Raw genomic sequence first — 17,889 nt, forward strand, 5'->3', positions numbered from 1 at the left:
TAATTTTACTTCTTCATAAATTAAAGGTAGGGCTTTTTGCTTTTCAATGAATAAGTCAAGTTTTTTTAATTCATAAAAAAGACATTCTTCATAAGCACTTTCTAAAAGTCCTGGTCCCAAAGTCTGATGAACTTTTAAAGCACAATTAAACACAATTCGCGATAATTCATTTTCTGACATGAGTTTTAAGTTAGAATATTAAAGCTCAAATGTAGTACAAAAAACAAAAAAAAAGTAATTTTATTCCTACGTTACTTAAATTGCGCTCTTTGCGTAAACCTTAGCGAACCTAGCGGTTAAACTTCTTCTTCCAAATTTAAATAAAATAAATCTGAAGCTATTCCATCCGTTAAAAATTTTCCTTTTAAAGTTGGTCTAAGAATATTGTTTTCAATTGAAAGCAAATCATCAGTTAAGAATTTTTGAGATTGTTTTAGTAAATAATTCAAATATTCCGATCCGAATTCGTTTTCAATTCTTTCCAGAGAAACGCCCCAAATGGTTCGTAACCCTGTCATAATATATTCATTATAACGATCTGAAACAGTCAGAATTTCCGTTTCAATAGGAAGTTCATTATGCTGAATTGCCTTTAGATACAAAGCGTTATTAGCCACATTCCAGCCTCTTTTGTGGCCATCAAAACTATGAGCCGAAGGACCAATTCCAATGTATTTTTTGCCGAGCCAATAAGCGGAATTGTTTTTGGAGAAGTAACCTTCCTTCCCAAAATTGGATAATTCGTAGTGAATAAAACCATTTTTTTCAAGTGTGTCCACCAGAATCATAAAATGACTGGAAGCCGCTTCGTCTTGTGGTTCTGCAATTTTGCCGGTGTCAATTAGTTTTTTTAAAGCTGTTTTGGGTTCTACCGTCAGGGCATAACTCGAAATGTGGGGAATCCCGAAGGACAACGCTGTTTCAATATTTTTTTTCCACATTTCGTCAGTCAGACCGGGAATTCCATAGATCAGATCGAGTGAAATGTTATCGAAATATTTGGTCGCTTCTTTCAAACAATTTATCGCTTCCACCGAATTATGAGCACGGTTCATCATCTTTAAATCTTCTTCATAAAAAGACTGAATTCCAATGCTTAAACGGTTTATAGGGCTTTTTGATAATTCTAAAATTCGCTCAGGAGATAAATCGTCGGGATTTGCTTCGAGTGTGATCTCCGGATTTTCTATAACATTGTAATGGTTGTAAATGGTCTCGATTAAAAAGTTGATTTCGGCATTACTTAAAACGGATGGGGTCCCGCCGCCAAAATAAATAGTTTCAATTTGATTGTCGCTTCGAGCGGAGTCCGTAAGGTTCAATTCATCTTTTCGCAGGATAATTTCTTTAGCTAAAGCCAAAACCATCTCGTCTTTCTTTTTCATTGAAGTCGAAAAATGAAAGTCGCAATAGTGGCAAGCCTGCTTGCAAAAAGGGATATGGATGTAGATGCCGCTCATTAATTAGATAATGTGTCAATTAGAAAATTAGATAATGTGAAAGTGAAATAATTTGATAATTTAATATTTTCAATATAAGAAATTATCTCATTATCAAATTGGCACATTTCCTCATTTACGGATTTTGTCTTCATTCTGTTTCACAAAAGCATCCCAACCCGAATAACTTTTACCGGCAATAACTTTACCGGAATTAAAATGATGACAAACGGCAGCCGCCAAACCATCTGTTGAGTCGAGGTTTTTGGGTAATTCTTTCAGGCCAAGAAGCTGCTGGAGCATTTTTGCCACCTGTTCTTTACTGGCATTTCCGTTTCCGGTAATCGCCATTTTGATCTTTTTAGGTTCGTACTCAGTGATGGGAATCCCTCTCGAGAGTCCCGCTGCCATTGCGACACCCTGTGCACGCCCTAATTTCAGCATCGATTGAACGTTTTTGCCGAAGAAAGGAGCCTCAATCGCTATTTCGTCAGGATGGTGCGTTTCTATAAGTTCGATAGTACGCTCAAATATGATTCTTAATTTTTGGTAATGATTGTCGTATTTGGATAATTGCAGTTCGTTAAGCTGCAGAAATTCCATTTTTTTATTGGTGACTTTAATTAATCCGAAACCCATGATTGTCGTTCCGGGGTCAATACCTAATATGATGCGTTCTTTTGTCAAGTTTTTTTGTTTCAGGTTTGATGTTTCACGTTCAAAGTTTATCAGTTTAGATGTCCCTTTGTTAGTATTACATTTTGTTCTTTATTCAGTATTTCTATTGATTGACAAATACTGTTGTATAAATTCCAAAACTTATCTTCGAAATCATCTTCTTGTTTTAATATATTTTCGGTTTCAGAATTATCTTCGTTATTTAAAATTGTACCATGACTTTCATAATAGGATGTCAAAAGAGTTCCGTTATCTGCTAAAACCCATCTGCAAGTGGCGATCCATGGATCAACGAAAAAATAATAAACTTTTGTGTTAAGCTCTTTCGAAAGAAATAAGGTCATTTGCTTTGTTTCTTCAAAATCCCAAACATTCCATATTAGATAACTCCATTCATTAATTTGGTCAAATAACATAAATGGTTTTGTGGTATTGTTTGAACTTTCATCAGATAAAAAAGACCAATCAAATTTTTCATCAAACTCTATAACTTCGGTATTTGATGCTTTTAAAACCTCTAATATGGAGCTTTTTGTTACATTTTCTATGCAAAAATGATGATTTACCAGTGAGCTAATTAAATTTCGTTTTTTATTTCCTGATTCTAACATTTCATTTTCCAATTTTCAAATTGCCACATTTTCAAATTGATTACTTTTGCGACATGATTTCAATTCCTCACAAAGCTAAGCAATTCCTTGTTCTTCTAATCAAACTTTTGATTGTAGGTGGTGCATTTTACTTTATTTATAATCAGTTGGCGCATAATGATCAATTGGACTGGCAAAAATTCATTGTGCTGTTTCGTAAAAATCAGTCTGTTTTAGGAATTGGGTTTATATTGCTTTTGAGTGTTTTGAACCGCTATTTCGAGATCCTGAAATGGCAAAATCTGGCTAAAGTAATTCATGAGATTTCTTTAGGAGAAGCCACAAAACAGGTATTGGCAGCTTTAACAGCCGGAATTTTTACGCCAAACGGAGTAGGAGAGTACGCCGGAAAAGCCTTGTATTATTCGAAATCAGACGCTAAAAAAGTAATTTTCTTAAACCTGATCTGCAACGGAATCCAGATGATCTTAACGGTAATTTTTGGGGTTTTTGGGTTATTGTATTTTAATGCCAAGTATGAGATTATTACAACTCAAACGGTTGCTGTTTTGTTCGGGGGCTTTGTGTTGCTATTGGTTGTTTTGTTTTCCGTGAAGAAAATAAAAATTAAAGGATATTCGATCGAGAAATTAGTACATAAGATTAACGAAATCCCAAAATCAGTTCACCGTAAGAATATTGTTTTAGGAATTTTACGGTATTTGGTCTTTTCACATCAGTATTACTTTTTGTTCTTGGCTTTTGATGTCGATTTGCCTTATTTTACTTTAATTGCTACCATTGCGGTAGTTTACTTCCTGGCTTCGTCACTGCCTACTTTTCAGTTTCTGGATTTTGCGGTAAAAGGAAGTGTTGCGATTTATTTCTTTGGAATTTTAGGGGTAAACGAGTGGATTGTAGTTTTTATCAGCACGCTGATGTGGTTTCTTAATGTGGTTTTACCGGTTGTTATAGGAGCTTATTATGTACTAAATTTTAAGACCAAAACAGCAGAATGATTTGGGTTTTGTCTACCATATTAGGTATTTATTTGATTGCCATTGGTTTGCTTATTTATGGATTTTTTAAAGTAAGAAAGTACCAAAATGCAGGTTTAAAACCTCAAACAAACTTTACGATTATAGTTCCGTTTCGGGATGAAGAAGAAAACTTACCTAATCTTTTGCGGTGTTTTTCAGAACTGAATTACCCTAATGATTTGTTTGAAGTTATTTTGGTAGATGATAGTTCTAAGAAGAAATTTCAAGTTTCAAATTTCAAATTTCGCATTTCACAAATCGACAATATCCGGGTTTCGAATTCTCCTAAAAAAGATGCTATCTCGACGGCCATGCAATTGGTGAAAACGGATTGGGTTGTTACTACAGATGCTGATTGCCTGGTGCCTGAGAATTGGTTGTTGACATTTGATAATTATATTCAGCAAAATAAGGTTTCGATGCTGGCAGGAGCTGTAACGTACGAATGCGAGAACTCTTTTTTGCACCATTTTCAGCAATTGGATTTAACGAGTCTGCAAGGTGCTACTATTGGAAGTTTTGGACTTCAAAGTGCTTTTATGTGCAACGGAGCCAATTTTGCGTATACTAAATCGCTGTTTGAAGATTTAAATGGATTTGAAGGGAATAGCAAAATTGCCAGTGGAGATGATGTGTTTTTACTGCAAAAAGCGGTTGGTTTATTTCCTGATGAAGTACATTATTTAAAGGCAACGGATGCAATTGTAAGCACAAAACCAACGGAGGACTGGAAGACCTTATTTTATCAAAGGGTTCGTTGGGCGGCCAAAACAAGTTCGTATCAAAGCAGCTTTGGAAAGCGATTAGGTCTTATTGTTTTCTTGGGAAACCTGAGTTTTGTAGTTGGGTTTTGTAGTGTTGTTTTTTCGATTTTGCCTTATTACTTCTTTGTTTTGTTGGCTTTTTCAAAATTCACAATCGATTATATGTTACTCTATGCTACGAACCGTTTTTTAGTGAAAGACAAAATAAAAAGTTTGTTCTTAAGTAATTTGTTATATCCTTTTTTCAGTTCGGCTGTGGCTTTGTACAGCTTGTTTGGCTCTTATGAATGGAAGGGAAGAAAGTTTACGAAATAAAATCTTCTACTACTAATAGGTAAAACAACTATTTTTTTTCTTTTGCCTTGAGAATAACAGGTAAGATAAATTGTGTTTTTACCGGAATTCCGCGTTTAAGTGCCGGATTTACTTTAGGGAAATCAACCAGGCGGGCATGTAGAATACTATCAATTTTAATAGTGTCGTAGGCAACAGAATCTTTAGGAAATTGAGGTTCGAATTTCATGGTTGAGTTTGGAAAAACGGTCACTTTCACTTCGATGGTGTCAAGTTCGGGATAGAGTATGGAAAGGGTGTCAATATCCAGTTTTTCCTGAATAAGTTGTGCCATTACCTCAAAAAAACATTGTTGACGCTGCTTTTTATCGGTAATTTTTTCGCAATTGGCAACAGATGGAAACTCATCAACTTCTTTCCAGTTAATCGATTTTAGTTCTTTTTGAAGTAATTCTTTTTCAGACGGGACCTTCTTCTCAAAATATTGACAAGAATGGAAAAATAGAATTACGAATAAAAGGAAAAGCTTCTTCAAGACTTTGATGTTGGATTGAATAAATAAATTAGAATATAAAAATACAATTATTTTTTTTGAGAAGCTTTGAATTGCAAATAATCTTCATAATTTTCCGACAGCCATTTTTCTTTGTTTTTTGCCGCAACTTCTTTTTCTTCAGGATATAAAGAAGCTAGTCGGTCAGAAAAAGCAGCAATACGAACGGTGTAATTGTAGTACTCCGTTTTGCTTAATACAATATTTGGATCATTTTTTCGATTAAAATATTCGAAGAATAAAGTATTAAAATCTTTCATCGAAAAGTTGAGCACTTTTTTCTTATTACTTTTATAAATGCTGTCTTGCAGAAGTCTGTCGTTTATTGAGAGAGTTTTAGTTTGGGCATGCAAATTGCTATTGATGACAAGGATCAGAAAACTACAGGAGATAAATTGCAAAAATTGACGCATTAACTTGTTCCTTTAGAAAGTTTGTAGATCAAATTTACAAAAAAAGATATGGATTTACTATTGTTGTTGCTGGGATTTATATGCATGATTGTTGGGATTTTTGGCAGTTTTCTGCCTGTATTACCCGGATTGTCGTCTTGCTGGGTGGGGCTGTTACTGCTGTACCTGACCAAAGCAGTTGAGAACAATTATTGGGTTTTAGGCATTACCCTTTTTCTAACGATTGTAATTACGATTCTTGATTATATCATCCCGGCAAAAGGGACTAAAAAATTTGGAGGGAGTTCGTATGGCGTGTGGGGAACTAACATTGGTTTAATTGTAGGTATTATTGCTCCTATTCCTTTTGGAGTTATTATTGGGCCTTTTGTAGGGGCTTTGGTTGGAGAGTTGATTTATGATTCGACCAATCATCAAAGAGCACTGAAAGCGGCAACAGGATCTGTTTTAGGCTTTTTGGCTTCGAGTTTTGTGAATTTTTTATGCTGCATTATTTTCCTGGGTATTTTTATTAGCATTGTCTGGCAAAATCGCTTATTACTGTTTTAAATCGCGTATTTATCCTTAAGCTTTTTCTTATTTTTTAATTTTTTATCAAAAAAATGTGATTTTTTTTTGAGAGGATTTTTCTTTGTTTTGATAACGAATGGGTTATGTTTACTGGAGGTTGGGGATTTTTATGTTTAACAACTGTTTAGGCAATAATTCACCATTTAACTTATTTTTTGGAAATGTTAGAATATTTTATATTTTTATCCTGATAAACGATAAAAAGCCTCACTTCGTCGATTATTTTTAATGGATTTAAATAATTTCAAATAAGTTAAATATGACTCCTAACCTACAAATTGAACTTAGACGTTTTATTTCTTCTAATGTTGTTTCAAAGTTGAACAAGTTTTATTTTGAAAATGATGCATTTTTAATTAAAGGAATTGATGTTTCTATAGGTACGGTTTTAATGGGGTTGTACAACAGGGCGGAGGAGTCGGATTTTTACAAAGGAATTACTTCAATGATACAGGACGATTCCACTTTCTATCAGGAAGTCGATTTTACATCAGGACGTATTTTATCCGTTGACGATTGTTATCGATTAGAAGGGAATAGTTTGCTGAAAGAAATTTTTACCAATAAAAAAGGCAGGATTTCTGAAATGATTTCAAACGAAGTCGGAATCAAAAGTGAAACAGCCCGAGAGATTCTTAACTTTTCTGCTTTACTAGTCGTCTCTTATCTTAAGAATAATATCCAAATAGTAGAGAGTTTAAAATTGCTTTTAGAAGATCAAAAAAGAGATATTTTAAACAGTATTCCTCCCGGAATCAAAATTATCCTGGGTTTTTCCTGTTACGAAACAGTAGAAGAAAAAAACCAATCTATAGGAAGATCTATTTTTACTTTATTCGGTCATAACTTTTTCAGCTTCTAAAAAAAAATCCCGTCTTACAGCGTAAAACAGGATTTGTATTTAAATCAATTTGAGTAGTTTTTTATACGTTTTTCAAGTTGATAACTTCTTGGTCAGTTAAAAAACGCCAGTTACCTCTCGGTAAATTCTTTTTAGTTAAACCTGCAAACGATACACGGTCAATACGTAATACATCATAGTCAAAGTTTTCGAAAATAGCACGTACTACTTTTACATTCGAAGAACGTAATTTAAGACCTACTTCGCTTTTTGCTTCTTTTTCAATATAACTGATTTCTTCTACGAAAACACGGTGTCCGTCAAGAACTAAGCCTTTACTTATTTTTTCTAAATCTTCAAATTTCAAGTTTTTGTCTAAAGAAACCTGATAAATCTTAGATGATTTTTGATTTGGTAAAGTAAATTTACGAATCATGTCCGTGTCGTTAGTAAACAGCAATAAACCGGTTGTGTTTTTGTCCATTCTTCCAATCGGAGCAATTTTTGCCGTTGTAGAACCACGAACTAACTCTAAAACATTACGATATTCCTGACCTTCGTCAAGAGCAGTGGTAAAGTTTTTAGGTTTGTTTAATAAGATGTATTCTTTCTTTTCAGGAGTCAAAGTAACGCCGTCGAAATTTACAACATCATTTAATTTTACTAAATAACCCATTTCAGTTACCGGAACTCCATTTACTTTAACATTTCCGGACTGAATGTATATATCGGCATCACGACGAGAACAAACACCTGAATTTGAGATGTATTTGTTTAAACGAATTTCGTCTGAAGCTTTTTGTCTTTTTGGAGCCTGATTCTGTTTTTTAATTTTCTGCGCCTTTTCTTCTTCGGCAGCCTTCACAGCAGGTTTTACCTTTTTCGGCCCTTGAGCACGTTTTGCCATAGGAGGTTTTGGCTTGTTAGAGTTTGGTCTTGAGCTATTTGGTCTCGAACCGCCTCTTTTATTATTGCCTTCCTTATTGTTCATAAATTCTGTAATTTGTGCAAAGATAGTTTATTCTTGCTAAATAATCCTAAGTTCATTGTTCTTAGATTGATAGCTGTTGTTTTTTAGAGTTATAAGAGTGTTACAATTGTCTTTTTTTAAGCATTTTGAAAGTTACACTATGAAGATTTTACAATGTGAAAGCAAAGCAAAGGGCAAAAATGAGCTATTAAACCGTTAAGATTTTAGTAATAAATTTTTTCCATGCCATAAGACAGTTGGATTAATTAATACGATGCAAAATACTCCCGAAACAATCAGGAATTTTAAGACATTGTGTAATAGTAAAAATTGTTCCTTAGAGTTTGATTTCCATAAATAAATCAGGAAAAATAGCAATACGCCAAAACAGACATAAAAGTAAATGTCCATATAACCCACATCGTAAATGTTGATTAAAATGTAAACCGGAACCACTGTCAGGATCGTTAAAACTGTAATGATTTGTTTGGAAACCGTTTCGTTGTAAAGAATTGGGATTGTTCTGTAATTGTTAGCTAAATCACCTTTGAGATTTTCCAGATCTTTTATCATTTCCCGAATGAGCAACAATAAAAACAAGAAAATCGCGTGAGATGAAATAACCATGAAATGACTCATGTGATTCTCGATTTCTTCAAACGAAATTTTGTTGTAGAAATATAACAGGATAGCAAAGAATGGAACTACTGCCAGGAAGGCCGCACAGAGATTACCAACAATAGGGTATTTTTTTATTTTATGAGAGTAGAGCCAAATGAGGAAAATGTATGCCGAAAAGAATAGAAAAGCACGCCAGGATACAATCAGCGCCATTAAGGCCGCAATGAAGTTGAGTGTAAAATAAACGGATAGTTTTGTTTTTTGACTGACTAATCTGTCTAACATTGATTTGTTAGGTCTGTTGATTAAATCTTTTTGGCTGTCGTAGAAATTATTGATAATATAACCTGAAGCAATAGTGATTGCGGAAGCAAAAACGATTAAAAATAAATTGAAATCCAACAAAATATCCAGTGCTCTTTTTTCCGGTGCCAGTATAAAAATAGAGGATAAGTATTGAGCCAAAACAATAATCGGGATGTTATAGCCTCTCACTACGGAGAACAAACTAACAATTTTCATTACTAAAAGTTTGTGCTGTCTGCTTAACATTTTTTGAGTTTGGTTTCAGGTTTTAATTCTAGACTTGTTTTTAGGTTCTCCTTCTGCAAAACATAAATAGGCTCCCTGCGAATTTGAAGCATCAGGAGCCGAAAAGGAAAAGTTGTGATCCTGTTGCAGAGCAGATAAAGACAATGACAGCAGCTTCTTCAATAATCAATGCTGAAAACTTTACTTTCGTGTAGTGAACAGTGATTTTTTGAACAATATTAAATCCTTTTTCTAAAAGTATCGCTAATAAAATTAAAGGTGTTAAAAATAGAATTCCTCCTGAAAAAGTCGCTTTGATAATCTTTAAAATACGATTCATAAGTTTAAACTTTTAAGGTCTATTTAAAGAAAGCGAGTTTTAAAAGACAGGATTTAGAATTGATAAACGACTTCTAATTTATAATCTTTTAAAGATGCTTTGGCACGTTCCAAATCCTCGGTAAAGCCCAGAATATAACCGCCTCCTCCTGAACCGCAAAGTTTCAGATAGTAGTCGTTCGTATCAATTCCGTTTTGCCAGATCCCATGAAATTGTTCCGGAATCATTGGTTTGAAGTTGTTTAAAACGACTTTTGATAGCTTTTTAGTATTGGTAAACAACGATTTCATGTCACCATGTAAAAAGTTTTCTACACAAGCATCGGTATATTTTACAAACTGATTTTTAAGCATAGTACGGAAGCCTTTGTCTTTCAGGCTTTCCATGAAAATGTTAACCATCGGAGCGGTTTCGCCTACAATTCCTGAATCTAATAAAAATACAGCCCCTTTTCCATCAAAACTCTGAGTTGGAATTCCGGTTGCTTCAATGTTATCTTTCGAATTGATTAAAATAGGAATGCTTAAATAACTGTTTAAAGGATCTAAACCAGAGCTCTTTCCGTGGAAGAAACTTTCCATTTGAGCGAAAATATTCTTTAATTGTAATAGTTTTTCGCGAGTCAGATTTTCTAAAACGGTGATCTTATGAGTAGCATATTTGTCATAAATTGCAGCAACAAGTGCACCACTGCTTCCCACTCCGTATCCTTGTGGAATACTGGAATCGAAATACATTCCGGTTTCTACATCATTCTTTAAAGCCGTCAAATCAAAAGCAACCAAATCCGGCTGTTCTGTTTGTAAAGTTTCAAGATAAGCTGCAAAACGTTTTAAGCTTGCGTTGGATGCCATTGCTTCTGCCGAAGGTTCTTCGGTTTTTTTCAAAGCACCGTTGTAAAAATTATAAGGAATAGAAAGTCCTTTAGAGTCGCGGATGATTCCGTATTCTCCAAAGAGTAATATTTTTGAGTAAAATAAGGGTCCTTTCATGATTATTTTATGTCTTTCTTTATTTTATTTGGGTCTTGTCTGGTGTCGAGAAAAGCAATTATTTCAATTCTTTTATTATTGAACTTATAGAACAATGTTGATTGTTTTGTAACGACACATTTATGTACTTTCCTATTGCTTTCAGATATTGGAAAAGCTTCAGGGTTTACTTGAATAATTTTTACGGTTTGATATAGTTTAGTTGCAAATTTTTTCCGAATTCTCTCTGACCATTTTACTTCTAAATATTCTAGAAGATTTTCAATAGCTGATTGAGCGAGGTCCGAAATTATAATTTGCCTCATTCTTTCAAATGTGTTTCTTTATCATCGTTTCAAAATCGGAAAATTCACCATTCTGAATTTGTTCTTCTCCTAATTTAATAGCTGCTTTTTGAGCATCTGTCAAATCATCCCACCAATCTTTTTTCTTTTTGGTCAACAATTCGATGACCGCCTTAATGATTGAAGGATCATTTGTTTCTTGAAGCATATTGATTGCTTCGCGTTTCTCTAATTGAATGTCCATAATCAAAATTTTAATTAAAGATACGTAAAATTACAATGCAATTGCACCATCTCCAATTTCGTCGCAAATGTACTGACCATTCTGACAAAATACAACTAATTCGTCCTGAATAAATTGTAGCACTTTATCGCTAACGTTTTCGGGATAGAGAACATGAACATTTGCTCCGGCATCAAGTGTAAAGCAAACCGGAATCTGAGTCTCATTTCGGAACTTCCAGATGGCATTAATGATTTGCAAGGTGTTCGGTTTCATTAAAATATAGTAGGGCATAGAAGTCATCATCATGGCATGTAATGTCAATGCTTCACTTTCAACTACTTTTATAAATTCGTTCAGATTACCGCTTTCAAAAATGGTAATTAACTGATCCAGATTTTCATGTGCCTGAGCAAAACGTCTTTCGGCATAGGGATGATTGTGCATTAAATCATGTCCAACAGTACTGGAAACTTGTTTTTCACCTTTATCAACCAGTAAAATGGTATCCTGATAGTTGTTGAAATTTTCGTGAACGGTATAAGGGAATTCAACCCCATATAAATCCGAACTTCCTTTAATATTTGCCTGATTTCCCCAAGCTACCAGATTTCCTTTTACACTTCTGCAGGCACTTCCGGATCCCAAACGGGCTAAAAAAGAAGCTTTCTGGTAAAAATAGCCTTCTGTCATTTCAGGATTTAATACTTTCTCTAAATTCATAAAGTTCATTGCTAAAGCTGCCATTCCAGAAGCCGATGAAGCAATTCCTGAACTGTGTGGAAAGGTATTTTGAGTATCGATAGTAAAATGATACTCTTTCAGAAAAGGTAAATAGATTTCAATTCGTTCCAGAAACTTTTGAATTTTTGGTTTGAAGTCTTCTTTTGGTTTTCCTTCAAAAAGTAAATCAAAGGAGAAATTACTTGCGGGAGAACTTTCTCTTTTCGAAAAAGCAAGCTTAGTAATCGTTTTACAATTTTTAAGGGTAAAACTTACTGAAGGATTTGCCGGAATCTGATTGTCTTTTTTCCCCCAGTATTTTACTAACGCAATATTGCTGGGTGCGCTCCATTCAAAATTTCCTTTTTCGATGGATGAAGTATAAGTATTAGGAATAAAATCAGCTGCTGTAAACATGAACTATAAAATTTTGGCAAAGATAGTTTTTAAAATATTGCGTCATATAAGTTCTGTTGGAAAATGTAAGTCAAGCACCAACTAATAACAAACTGAAGGGCAGTTATAGGATTTACGCCTTCTTTTTGATTATTTTTGGTGAAAAATCATAGTAAAATGAACAAGGCAGCCAAAATTGCAATTGCATTAGTTATTTGTTTAATGGTAGGGTATTCTGCAAGTATAGTGACAAGACCAAGTGTTGAAACATGGTATCCTACTCTTATAAAACCTCCTTTTAATCCGCCTAATTGGATTTTTATGCCGGTTTGGACACTGCTTTATATTTTGATGGCGGTTGCAGCAGGACTGGTTTGGGATAAAATAAAAGAGCAGAAAGAGACGGTGAAAATGGCCTTAGGTTTCTTCATAATTCAGCTGACGTTAAACGCGATCTGGTCTTACTTGTTCTTCGAATTAAAGAACCCAATGCTTGCCCTAATTGAAATTGTACTTTTATGGCTGATGATTTATGAAACGTATCTGAAATTCATTAAAATCAATAAAATTGCCGGATATGTATTGATTCCGTATATGGTTTGGGTAGCATTTGCTGCAGTTTTAAATGCCAGTATCTGGTGGTTGAATTGATAGGTTATAGTTTCAGGTTACAAGCTTTTTTTGTTTCAAGTTAATTCTATGATAAATCTGCTTTATGAATAAATTTAAGCTCTCCTTAGTAGTTTTGTTTTTAATCTCATTTAAGTGTTTTGCCTGCTTGAATGGTGAAACGAAAACATTAAAAAACGGATATTTAATTTACATTGATTATAAAGGAATTGTTCCTCATGGTCATAATTTTGACGCAGGAGTTTCTTCCCAGTTGCTTTTTGAACTGGATAGTATTTATAAAAAGACAAAGGATATAGATTATTTGTCTGATAAAGGGTATGTTTTAATTGTTTTAAAAAAGTATGAGGAAGCATTAAAATTATATCTAAGTATTGAAAAGATTAAGCCAAATCGATATTCTACAGCATCGAATCTTGGAACGCTTTACGAATTAATGGGAGAAAATGAGAAAGCTTATGATTGGATTAAGAAGTCAATTCAGATTAATTCCGAATCTCATGAAGGATCAGAATGGATACATTTGAAAATATTAGAGACTAAGATTAAGAATTTAAACAATGTTTCGGGGGAATTTTTAATAGGTACAAGTTTTGGCACAGATGAAATCCCTAAAAGTAATTTGTCAAAATCTGAATTAGAGAGATTAAGTAAATCTATTTATTATCAGTTGAATGAACGAATAACCTTTCTAAAACCAAAGGACAGAATAATTTCGATCTTGCTTTTCGAATTGGCTAATATTGTCAAAATAATTGAGAAGAATAAAACAGCAATTGAAATATATGAACAAGCAAAAGAGTATGGATTAGATGATGAATTGATTAATAAAAGGCTGCAATATTGCTACAAATTCGAGATTGATTATTGTGAGGATCGAAATTTAAGACTTTATGATGCAAATCATGATTTAAGAGATAAAATGAATGGGATCGATAGAGATTATGTAAATCAAATCGAAATACTGTTAATTATTCTATCAATTGTTTTGGCAATTTTAATAATTGCTTTGGCCATTTTTTATACTAAATGGAAGAGTTTAAGAGATTACATTTTTCTGAATGATTTAAAAACGGATGCTTAGTTCTGACTCTCCGTTTTTAGCTTTTTGAACATCTCATTTTTGGCATACATGAAATCCATTGTAATTAGAATGTTGCTGTTTTCCAAAAGGTTTTTAGATCTGGGATCAGCATCACAAAATTCAATAAACAGCTCTTTCTCTTCTGGTTTTAAGTTTAAATTTTTGATAAAAAAATCATCTGGAATTGATGCTGCTACGAGTTTTTTGAAATCAGTTTTCGGAGTTTTAGTTTTGACAGGTTTATCATCTTCTGTTTTAAATAAACTAACTAAATCTTTGCCAAGTCTTGCAAAATCAGTCCCGTTTGTAATAGTTCCGTTGTAAACACCAGTATATTTTTCTAAAGAGCCAGCATCTTTTGCCAATTTTATATCGTCTATATTTTGCTGAGAGGTTTTTACCCGGTCAAATTTGATATTGGTAATAACGACTTCGTTTAATTCTTCCGGTTTTATAACCATATTTACGGTGATGTTGTTCTGATCGATGTTTTCTTGGGTTATTTTTAGCCTGGTGAAAAAATAATCTTTGGAAAAAAACAGTAAACTATCCCGGCTTTTGACTAAAATTGAAAACTCTCCTAAATTATTGGTCCTCGTACTTGTTTTGGCTGTTTTGTTAATGACTTCTACTTTATTTAGCGGATTGTTATTGGACATCACTTTTCCATGAAGTACTTTTTCTGATTGTGAAACAGACAGCTGATAGGTGAAAAAGGAAATGGTGGTAAGTAGTTTTACTTTCATTTGAGACGTTTTGTAATCTTTTTTAATTTTTAGGGTCTGTTTTCAGTTTCTGGAATTCGATATTTTTGATATATAAAAAATCCATTGTGGTCAGTATATTTGGATCTTGTAAAAGCATTTTAGATTTCGGATCAACATCGCAGAATTTAATAAAAATTTCTTTTTCTTCTGGTTTTAGCTTTAAATCGTTGGTAAAAAATCCGGGAGGACAGGAAGCAGCGACCAGTTTTTTAAAGCGCTCGTCATTTTCAATCTTTTTCTTTTTCTTAGTTGGAAGAGCTATATTGTAGTTAAGCGCATTTTTGATTCTTCCGTCATTAATATTCAGGTAGCGTTGAATTAAGTCATTGGCCTGTTTGTCGTTTTTGACTTGGTTTGCAGCTTCTACACTATAAGTGATTTTGGGAAGTTTGTTGTTTATGATAACAATATTATCTAATTCTTCGGTTATTGGGATCATGTTAATAATGATCATATTGCTTTCTATTTCTTTGGCAGTAAGCTTTATTCTTTTGAACCAAAAGTTTTTAGAGAAAAAGATAAGGCTGTCTTGGGCTTTTGCAAGTATGGAAAACTCTCCTAAATGATTTGTTGTTGTACTGGTTTGTGCAGTTTTATTGATTACTTCTATATTTTTAAGTAAGATTGTTTCGGATTGTACTTTTCCTTTTAGAAGTTTTTCGGTTTGAGAAATAGAAAGCTGATAGGTGAAAAAGGAAATGGTGGTAAGTAGTTTTACTTTCATCTAATGGTATTTAGTTGAAAGTAAAATTATTAGAATAGTCTTAACGAAAACTTAGTAAATATGTAAAATCTTGTTAATTGATTAATGGCAGTTTTCAGTCCCAGTCTCAGTTTTCAGTCTCAGTTTTCAGTCTCAGATTAACTGTGACTGCAAACTGCGACTGTACACTATTTTAAATAGCATTCGCCAAAATAAACCCGCTTGTCCAGGCATTTTGAAAATTAAATCCTCCTGTAATGGCGTCAATATTAACAATTTCGCCAGCAAAATAGAGGTTTTCATGTAGCTTGCTTTCCATGGTTTTGAAGTTGATTTCTTTTAAATCGATTCCGCCTGCTGTAACAAATTCTTCTTTAAAAGTACTTTTTCCGTTGACCTGAAATGTTGCTTTCGTAAGTTGTGAAGCGAGCTGTTGCAATTGATTTTTAGACAAATCGGCCCATTTGGTTTCGGTGTCAATGCCTGAAGCCAGAACTAAACTTTCCCATAAACGATTTGGAAAATCGAAAGGAGATTTTTTCGAGACGGTTTTTTTGGCATGCTCCTGTTTTAGATCTTTTAGTATTTTTTCAGCATCTTCGGTGTCAACATCATTTAACCAATTAACGTAAATAGTAAACTGATAGTTTTTGTTGTGAAGAATTCTGGCGCCCCAGGCAGACAGTTTCAGAACCGCGGGACCGCTCATTCCCCAATGTGTGATTAACAAAGGTCCCGTCGACTCGAGTTTGGTATCTTTTACGGTTACAGTGACTTGTGCTGCAACTCCGGGTAATTCTTTGATTCTAGGGTCTTTGATGTTGAAAGTAAACAAGGAGGGAACCGGACTTACAATTGCATGTCCTTGTGTTTGCAGCATTTCCCAGATTTTAGGATTGCTTCCGGTAGCCATTACTAATTTTTCGGCAGCGAAATTTTCATTTTGGGTATCAATTTTCCAACAATCTTCTTTTTTAAAAATCGATTGTACGCTTTGCCCCGTGAGTACCTTTATGCCTAGTTTTTCGGTTGCTTTTAAGAAACAATCGATAATGGTTTGTGAGGAATTGGAAACAGGAAACATTCTGCCATCTTCTTCGATTTTAAGCTCAACACCATGTTTTTCGAACCATTCGATGGTATCTCCCGAACAAAACTGATGAAAAGGACCGCGAAGTTCTTTTTCGCCACGTGGATAAAATTTAACCAATTCATTGGGTTCAAAGCAGGCATGCGTTACGTTACATCTTCCCCCACCTGAAACACGAACTTTAGAAAGTACTTCTTTTCCTCGTTCTAAAATGGCAATTTTTAGTTTAGGATTTTTCTCTGCAATATTAATCGCTGTGAAAAAACCTGCAGCACCTCCGCCAACGATGATTATGTCGAAATTTTGAGTCATATTTTTTTATTTGCCACGAATTCGCGAATTATTTTTTTAATCTCAAAGAATAAAAATTCGTGAATGCGTGGCTATTTTTTAACTTATATTTTATCCGGACAATCAGAGATTATTCCATCTACTTTATAACTTTTTACTTTTTGAATGTCTTCTTCCGTATTAACGGTCCAGGGCAGAACGAGAAATCCTTTTTGCTGTATTTTGCTTACATTTTCCGAAGTCAATAAATGAAAATCAGGATGGATGGCTTTTGCTTTTATGGTTTCGGCGAAAGCCAAAGCAGTATCAGGATCTTCTTCTGTTAAAACACCAATCGGAATTTTTTGATTTAAATTGGATGTTTCCTGTAGCATATTCCAATCGAAACTTGAAACAATAAAATGATTGTAGTTCCAGTTTTTTTCTGAGATATAATGTTCAATTAATGTGACAACTTTTTTGGGAGTTCCTAAACCTTTTAATTCGATATTGATCAGACATTTTTTGTCAACCAAATCAAAAACCTCATTTAAAGTAGGGATTTGATACTTCTCATCAATCAGAAACGATTTTAAATCACCTAAAGAAAAAGTATTAACAAAACCTTTTCCGTTAGTTGTTCTGTCTATCGTTTCATCGTGCATTACAATTATCTGATCGTCAGCACTAAGGTGAACGTCAAGTTCAATTCCGTCTGAATTTAGGTCTAAGGCTTTTTGAAAAGCTTGTAAAGTATTTTCAGGTTCGTATGCTTTTGCACCCCTATGAGCTATTTTTAGCATTTTGTTCATTTCGTGAAGGTTCAGAGGTGCAAAGGTACAAAGGTGCAAAGGAAAAATAATAGCCACAGATTAAAGGATTAGAATGATTTTAAAAAATCTGTGATAATCCTTTAATCTGTGGCTAAAAAACTTTGTGAATCTTTGCGGTAAATGCAGTATTTTTTCTAACCGCAAAGGGCGCAAAGTTTTGGGCAAGGTGGACAAGGAATTTACTAAAAATTAAATAGCCACGAATTCACGAATTTTTGTTCTCAAAGATTATCAAAAATAATTCGTGAAT

General features: G+C 33.8%; 23 protein-coding genes. 6 read left to right on the forward strand and 17 right to left on the reverse strand.

What is annotated here, in order from left to right; all coding sequences use genetic code 11:
- From JO950_RS11970 to JO950_RS11985, 4 genes are all read right to left on the reverse strand, one after another.
- Positions 1-180: GxxExxY protein (locus JO950_RS11970; RefSeq protein ID WP_202702854.1), on the reverse strand; the 180-nt coding region annotated here is incomplete at its 3' end.
- Between the two features lie 116 nt (positions 181-296).
- Complete coding sequence (gene hemW / locus JO950_RS11975; RefSeq protein WP_202702855.1) at positions 297-1,460, reverse strand: radical SAM family heme chaperone HemW; 1,164 nt, start codon at positions 1,458-1,460, stop codon at positions 297-299.
- Positions 1,461-1,571: 111 nt separating this feature from the next.
- Positions 1,572-2,126 carry a crossover junction endodeoxyribonuclease RuvC gene (gene ruvC, locus JO950_RS11980; protein WP_202702856.1) on the reverse strand — a complete coding sequence of 185 codons (555 nt, stop codon included), beginning with the start codon at positions 2,124-2,126 and terminating at the stop codon, positions 1,572-1,574.
- 41 nt (positions 2,127-2,167) lie between these two features.
- Complete coding sequence (locus JO950_RS11985) at positions 2,168-2,728, reverse strand: hypothetical protein (protein WP_202702857.1); 561 nt, start codon at positions 2,726-2,728, stop codon at positions 2,168-2,170.
- 53 nt (positions 2,729-2,781) lie between these two features.
- On the opposite strand from JO950_RS11985, the gene JO950_RS11990 reads away from it, so the two are divergent.
- Positions 2,782-3,726: a lysylphosphatidylglycerol synthase domain-containing protein gene (locus tag JO950_RS11990; protein WP_202702858.1), complete on the forward strand. Its 945-nt coding sequence runs from the start codon at positions 2,782-2,784 to the stop codon at positions 3,724-3,726.
- Positions 3,723-4,826, forward strand: a complete 1,104-nt coding sequence (locus tag JO950_RS11995; RefSeq protein WP_202702859.1) for a glycosyltransferase — start codon at positions 3,723-3,725, stop codon at positions 4,824-4,826. Before JO950_RS11990 ends, JO950_RS11995 begins: the two co-directional genes overlap by 4 nt.
- A gap of 28 nt (positions 4,827-4,854) precedes the next feature.
- On the opposite strand, the gene JO950_RS12000 is transcribed toward JO950_RS11995, so the two are convergent.
- Together JO950_RS12000 and JO950_RS12005 are read right to left on the reverse strand one after the other, a co-directional pair.
- Complete coding sequence (locus tag JO950_RS12000) at positions 4,855-5,340, reverse strand: hypothetical protein (RefSeq protein WP_202702860.1); 486 nt, start codon at positions 5,338-5,340, stop codon at positions 4,855-4,857.
- A 47-nt stretch (positions 5,341-5,387) separates the two neighbouring features.
- The gene (locus JO950_RS12005) at positions 5,388-5,618 is read right to left on the reverse strand and encodes a hypothetical protein (protein WP_202702861.1); all 231 of its coding nucleotides are present in this window, start codon (positions 5,616-5,618) and stop codon (positions 5,388-5,390) included.
- A gap of 201 nt (positions 5,619-5,819) precedes the next feature.
- Between JO950_RS12005 and JO950_RS12010 the strand changes: the two genes are divergently transcribed.
- Positions 5,820-6,320, forward strand: a complete 501-nt coding sequence (locus JO950_RS12010; RefSeq protein WP_202702862.1) for a DUF456 domain-containing protein — start codon at positions 5,820-5,822, stop codon at positions 6,318-6,320.
- A gap of 280 nt (positions 6,321-6,600) precedes the next feature.
- Positions 6,601-7,203 (forward strand): DUF937 domain-containing protein, encoded by a 603-nt coding sequence (locus JO950_RS12015; protein ID WP_202702863.1) that lies wholly within the window; start codon positions 6,601-6,603, stop codon positions 7,201-7,203.
- A 61-nt stretch (positions 7,204-7,264) separates the two neighbouring features.
- On the opposite strand, the gene JO950_RS12020 is transcribed toward JO950_RS12015, so the two are convergent.
- From JO950_RS12020 to JO950_RS12050, 7 genes are all read right to left on the reverse strand, one after another.
- Positions 7,265-8,173, reverse strand: a complete 909-nt coding sequence (locus tag JO950_RS12020) for a pseudouridine synthase (RefSeq protein WP_017494756.1) — start codon at positions 8,171-8,173, stop codon at positions 7,265-7,267.
- Positions 8,174-8,368: 195 nt separating this feature from the next.
- Positions 8,369-9,325 (reverse strand): geranylgeranylglycerol-phosphate geranylgeranyltransferase, encoded by a 957-nt coding sequence (locus tag JO950_RS12025; protein ID WP_202702864.1) that lies wholly within the window; start codon positions 9,323-9,325, stop codon positions 8,369-8,371.
- Positions 9,326-9,416: 91 nt separating this feature from the next.
- Positions 9,417-9,644, reverse strand: coding sequence for a hypothetical protein (locus JO950_RS12030; RefSeq protein ID WP_202702865.1), 228 nt, complete (start codon positions 9,642-9,644; stop codon positions 9,417-9,419).
- Between the two features lie 53 nt (positions 9,645-9,697).
- Complete coding sequence (locus tag JO950_RS12035) at positions 9,698-10,636, reverse strand: mevalonate kinase (RefSeq protein WP_202702866.1); 939 nt, start codon at positions 10,634-10,636, stop codon at positions 9,698-9,700.
- A 2-nt stretch (positions 10,637-10,638) separates the two neighbouring features.
- Positions 10,639-10,941, reverse strand: coding sequence for a type II toxin-antitoxin system RelE/ParE family toxin (locus JO950_RS12040; RefSeq protein WP_202702867.1), 303 nt, complete (start codon positions 10,939-10,941; stop codon positions 10,639-10,641).
- A gap of 4 nt (positions 10,942-10,945) precedes the next feature.
- Positions 10,946-11,164: a hypothetical protein gene (locus tag JO950_RS12045; RefSeq protein ID WP_202702868.1), complete on the reverse strand. Its 219-nt coding sequence runs from the start codon at positions 11,162-11,164 to the stop codon at positions 10,946-10,948.
- A gap of 30 nt (positions 11,165-11,194) precedes the next feature.
- Positions 11,195-12,283: a diphosphomevalonate/mevalonate 3,5-bisphosphate decarboxylase family protein gene (locus JO950_RS12050; RefSeq protein WP_202702869.1), complete on the reverse strand. Its 1,089-nt coding sequence runs from the start codon at positions 12,281-12,283 to the stop codon at positions 11,195-11,197.
- Positions 12,284-12,439: 156 nt separating this feature from the next.
- Here JO950_RS12050 and JO950_RS12055 point away from each other — a divergent pair, with 156 nt between their 5' ends.
- On the forward strand, positions 12,440-12,913 hold the full coding sequence (locus tag JO950_RS12055) for a TspO/MBR family protein (protein ID WP_202702870.1): 474 nt from the start codon (positions 12,440-12,442) through the stop codon (positions 12,911-12,913).
- A gap of 64 nt (positions 12,914-12,977) precedes the next feature.
- Positions 12,978-13,976, forward strand: coding sequence for a tetratricopeptide repeat protein (locus JO950_RS12060; RefSeq protein ID WP_202702871.1), 999 nt, complete (start codon positions 12,978-12,980; stop codon positions 13,974-13,976).
- Here the strand turns inward: JO950_RS12060 and JO950_RS12065 are convergent.
- The 4 genes from JO950_RS12065 to JO950_RS12080 all read right to left on the reverse strand — a co-directional run bounded on the left by JO950_RS12065 (position 13,973) and on the right by JO950_RS12080 (position 17,618).
- Positions 13,973-14,722: a hypothetical protein gene (locus JO950_RS12065; RefSeq protein WP_202702872.1), complete on the reverse strand. Its 750-nt coding sequence runs from the start codon at positions 14,720-14,722 to the stop codon at positions 13,973-13,975. The genes JO950_RS12060 and JO950_RS12065 overlap by 4 nt on opposite strands.
- Before the next feature lie 22 nt (positions 14,723-14,744).
- Entirely contained in the window at positions 14,745-15,467 is a 723-nt protein-coding gene (locus tag JO950_RS12070) for a hypothetical protein (RefSeq protein ID WP_202702873.1), read from the reverse strand.
- A gap of 172 nt (positions 15,468-15,639) precedes the next feature.
- Positions 15,640-16,848 carry an NAD(P)/FAD-dependent oxidoreductase gene (locus tag JO950_RS12075; RefSeq protein ID WP_202702874.1) on the reverse strand — a complete coding sequence of 403 codons (1,209 nt, stop codon included), beginning with the start codon at positions 16,846-16,848 and terminating at the stop codon, positions 15,640-15,642.
- Positions 16,849-16,931: 83 nt separating this feature from the next.
- A complete protein-coding gene (locus JO950_RS12080) occupies positions 16,932-17,618 on the reverse strand; it encodes a glycerophosphodiester phosphodiesterase family protein (protein ID WP_202702875.1) in 687 nt (228 codons plus the stop codon).
- Positions 17,619-17,889 lie beyond the last annotated feature (271 nt).

Origin of the sequence: Flavobacterium sp. UGB4466 (assembly GCF_903469665.1) — a bacterium.
Taxonomy (GTDB): domain Bacteria; phylum Bacteroidota; class Bacteroidia; order Flavobacteriales; family Flavobacteriaceae; genus Flavobacterium; species Flavobacterium lipolyticum.

What these genes read in the sequence shown, in the direction of transcription:
- JO950_RS12065 (WP_202702872.1), bottom strand. Translation starts at nt 14,722, where the DNA reads ATGAAAGTAAAACTACTTACCACCATTTCCTTTTTCACCTATCAGCTG.
- JO950_RS11985 (WP_202702857.1), bottom strand. Translation starts at nt 2,728, where the DNA reads ATGTTAGAATCAGGAAATAAAAAACGAAATTTAATTAGCTCACTGGTA.
- JO950_RS11995 (WP_202702859.1), top strand. Translation starts at nt 3,723, where the DNA reads ATGATTTGGGTTTTGTCTACCATATTAGGTATTTATTTGATTGCCATT.
- JO950_RS12010 (WP_202702862.1), top strand. Translation starts at nt 5,820, where the DNA reads ATGGATTTACTATTGTTGTTGCTGGGATTTATATGCATGATTGTTGGG.
- JO950_RS12075 (WP_202702874.1), bottom strand. Translation starts at nt 16,848, where the DNA reads ATGACTCAAAATTTCGACATAATCATCGTTGGCGGAGGTGCTGCAGGT.
- JO950_RS12005 (WP_202702861.1), bottom strand. Translation starts at nt 5,618, where the DNA reads ATGAAAGATTTTAATACTTTATTCTTCGAATATTTTAATCGAAAAAAT.
- JO950_RS12025 (WP_202702864.1), bottom strand. Translation starts at nt 9,325, where the DNA reads ATGTTAAGCAGACAGCACAAACTTTTAGTAATGAAAATTGTTAGTTTG.
- JO950_RS12045 (WP_202702868.1), bottom strand. Translation starts at nt 11,164, where the DNA reads ATGGACATTCAATTAGAGAAACGCGAAGCAATCAATATGCTTCAAGAA.
- JO950_RS12050 (WP_202702869.1), bottom strand. Translation starts at nt 12,283, where the DNA reads ATGTTTACAGCAGCTGATTTTATTCCTAATACTTATACTTCATCCATC.
- JO950_RS12055 (WP_202702870.1), top strand. Translation starts at nt 12,440, where the DNA reads ATGAACAAGGCAGCCAAAATTGCAATTGCATTAGTTATTTGTTTAATG.
- JO950_RS12070 (WP_202702873.1), bottom strand. Translation starts at nt 15,467, where the DNA reads ATGAAAGTAAAACTACTTACCACCATTTCCTTTTTCACCTATCAGCTT.
- JO950_RS12040 (WP_202702867.1), bottom strand. Translation starts at nt 10,941, where the DNA reads ATGAGGCAAATTATAATTTCGGACCTCGCTCAATCAGCTATTGAAAAT.
- JO950_RS12080 (WP_202702875.1), bottom strand. Translation starts at nt 17,618, where the DNA reads ATGAACAAAATGCTAAAAATAGCTCATAGGGGTGCAAAAGCATACGAA.
- JO950_RS11990 (WP_202702858.1), top strand. Translation starts at nt 2,782, where the DNA reads ATGATTTCAATTCCTCACAAAGCTAAGCAATTCCTTGTTCTTCTAATC.
- JO950_RS12035 (WP_202702866.1), bottom strand. Translation starts at nt 10,636, where the DNA reads ATGAAAGGACCCTTATTTTACTCAAAAATATTACTCTTTGGAGAATAC.
- JO950_RS12020 (WP_017494756.1), bottom strand. Translation starts at nt 8,173, where the DNA reads ATGAACAATAAGGAAGGCAATAATAAAAGAGGCGGTTCGAGACCAAAT.
- JO950_RS12015 (WP_202702863.1), top strand. Translation starts at nt 6,601, where the DNA reads ATGACTCCTAACCTACAAATTGAACTTAGACGTTTTATTTCTTCTAAT.
- JO950_RS12030 (WP_202702865.1), bottom strand. Translation starts at nt 9,644, where the DNA reads ATGAATCGTATTTTAAAGATTATCAAAGCGACTTTTTCAGGAGGAATT.
- JO950_RS12060 (WP_202702871.1), top strand. Translation starts at nt 12,978, where the DNA reads ATGAATAAATTTAAGCTCTCCTTAGTAGTTTTGTTTTTAATCTCATTT.
- hemW (WP_202702855.1), bottom strand. Translation starts at nt 1,460, where the DNA reads ATGAGCGGCATCTACATCCATATCCCTTTTTGCAAGCAGGCTTGCCAC.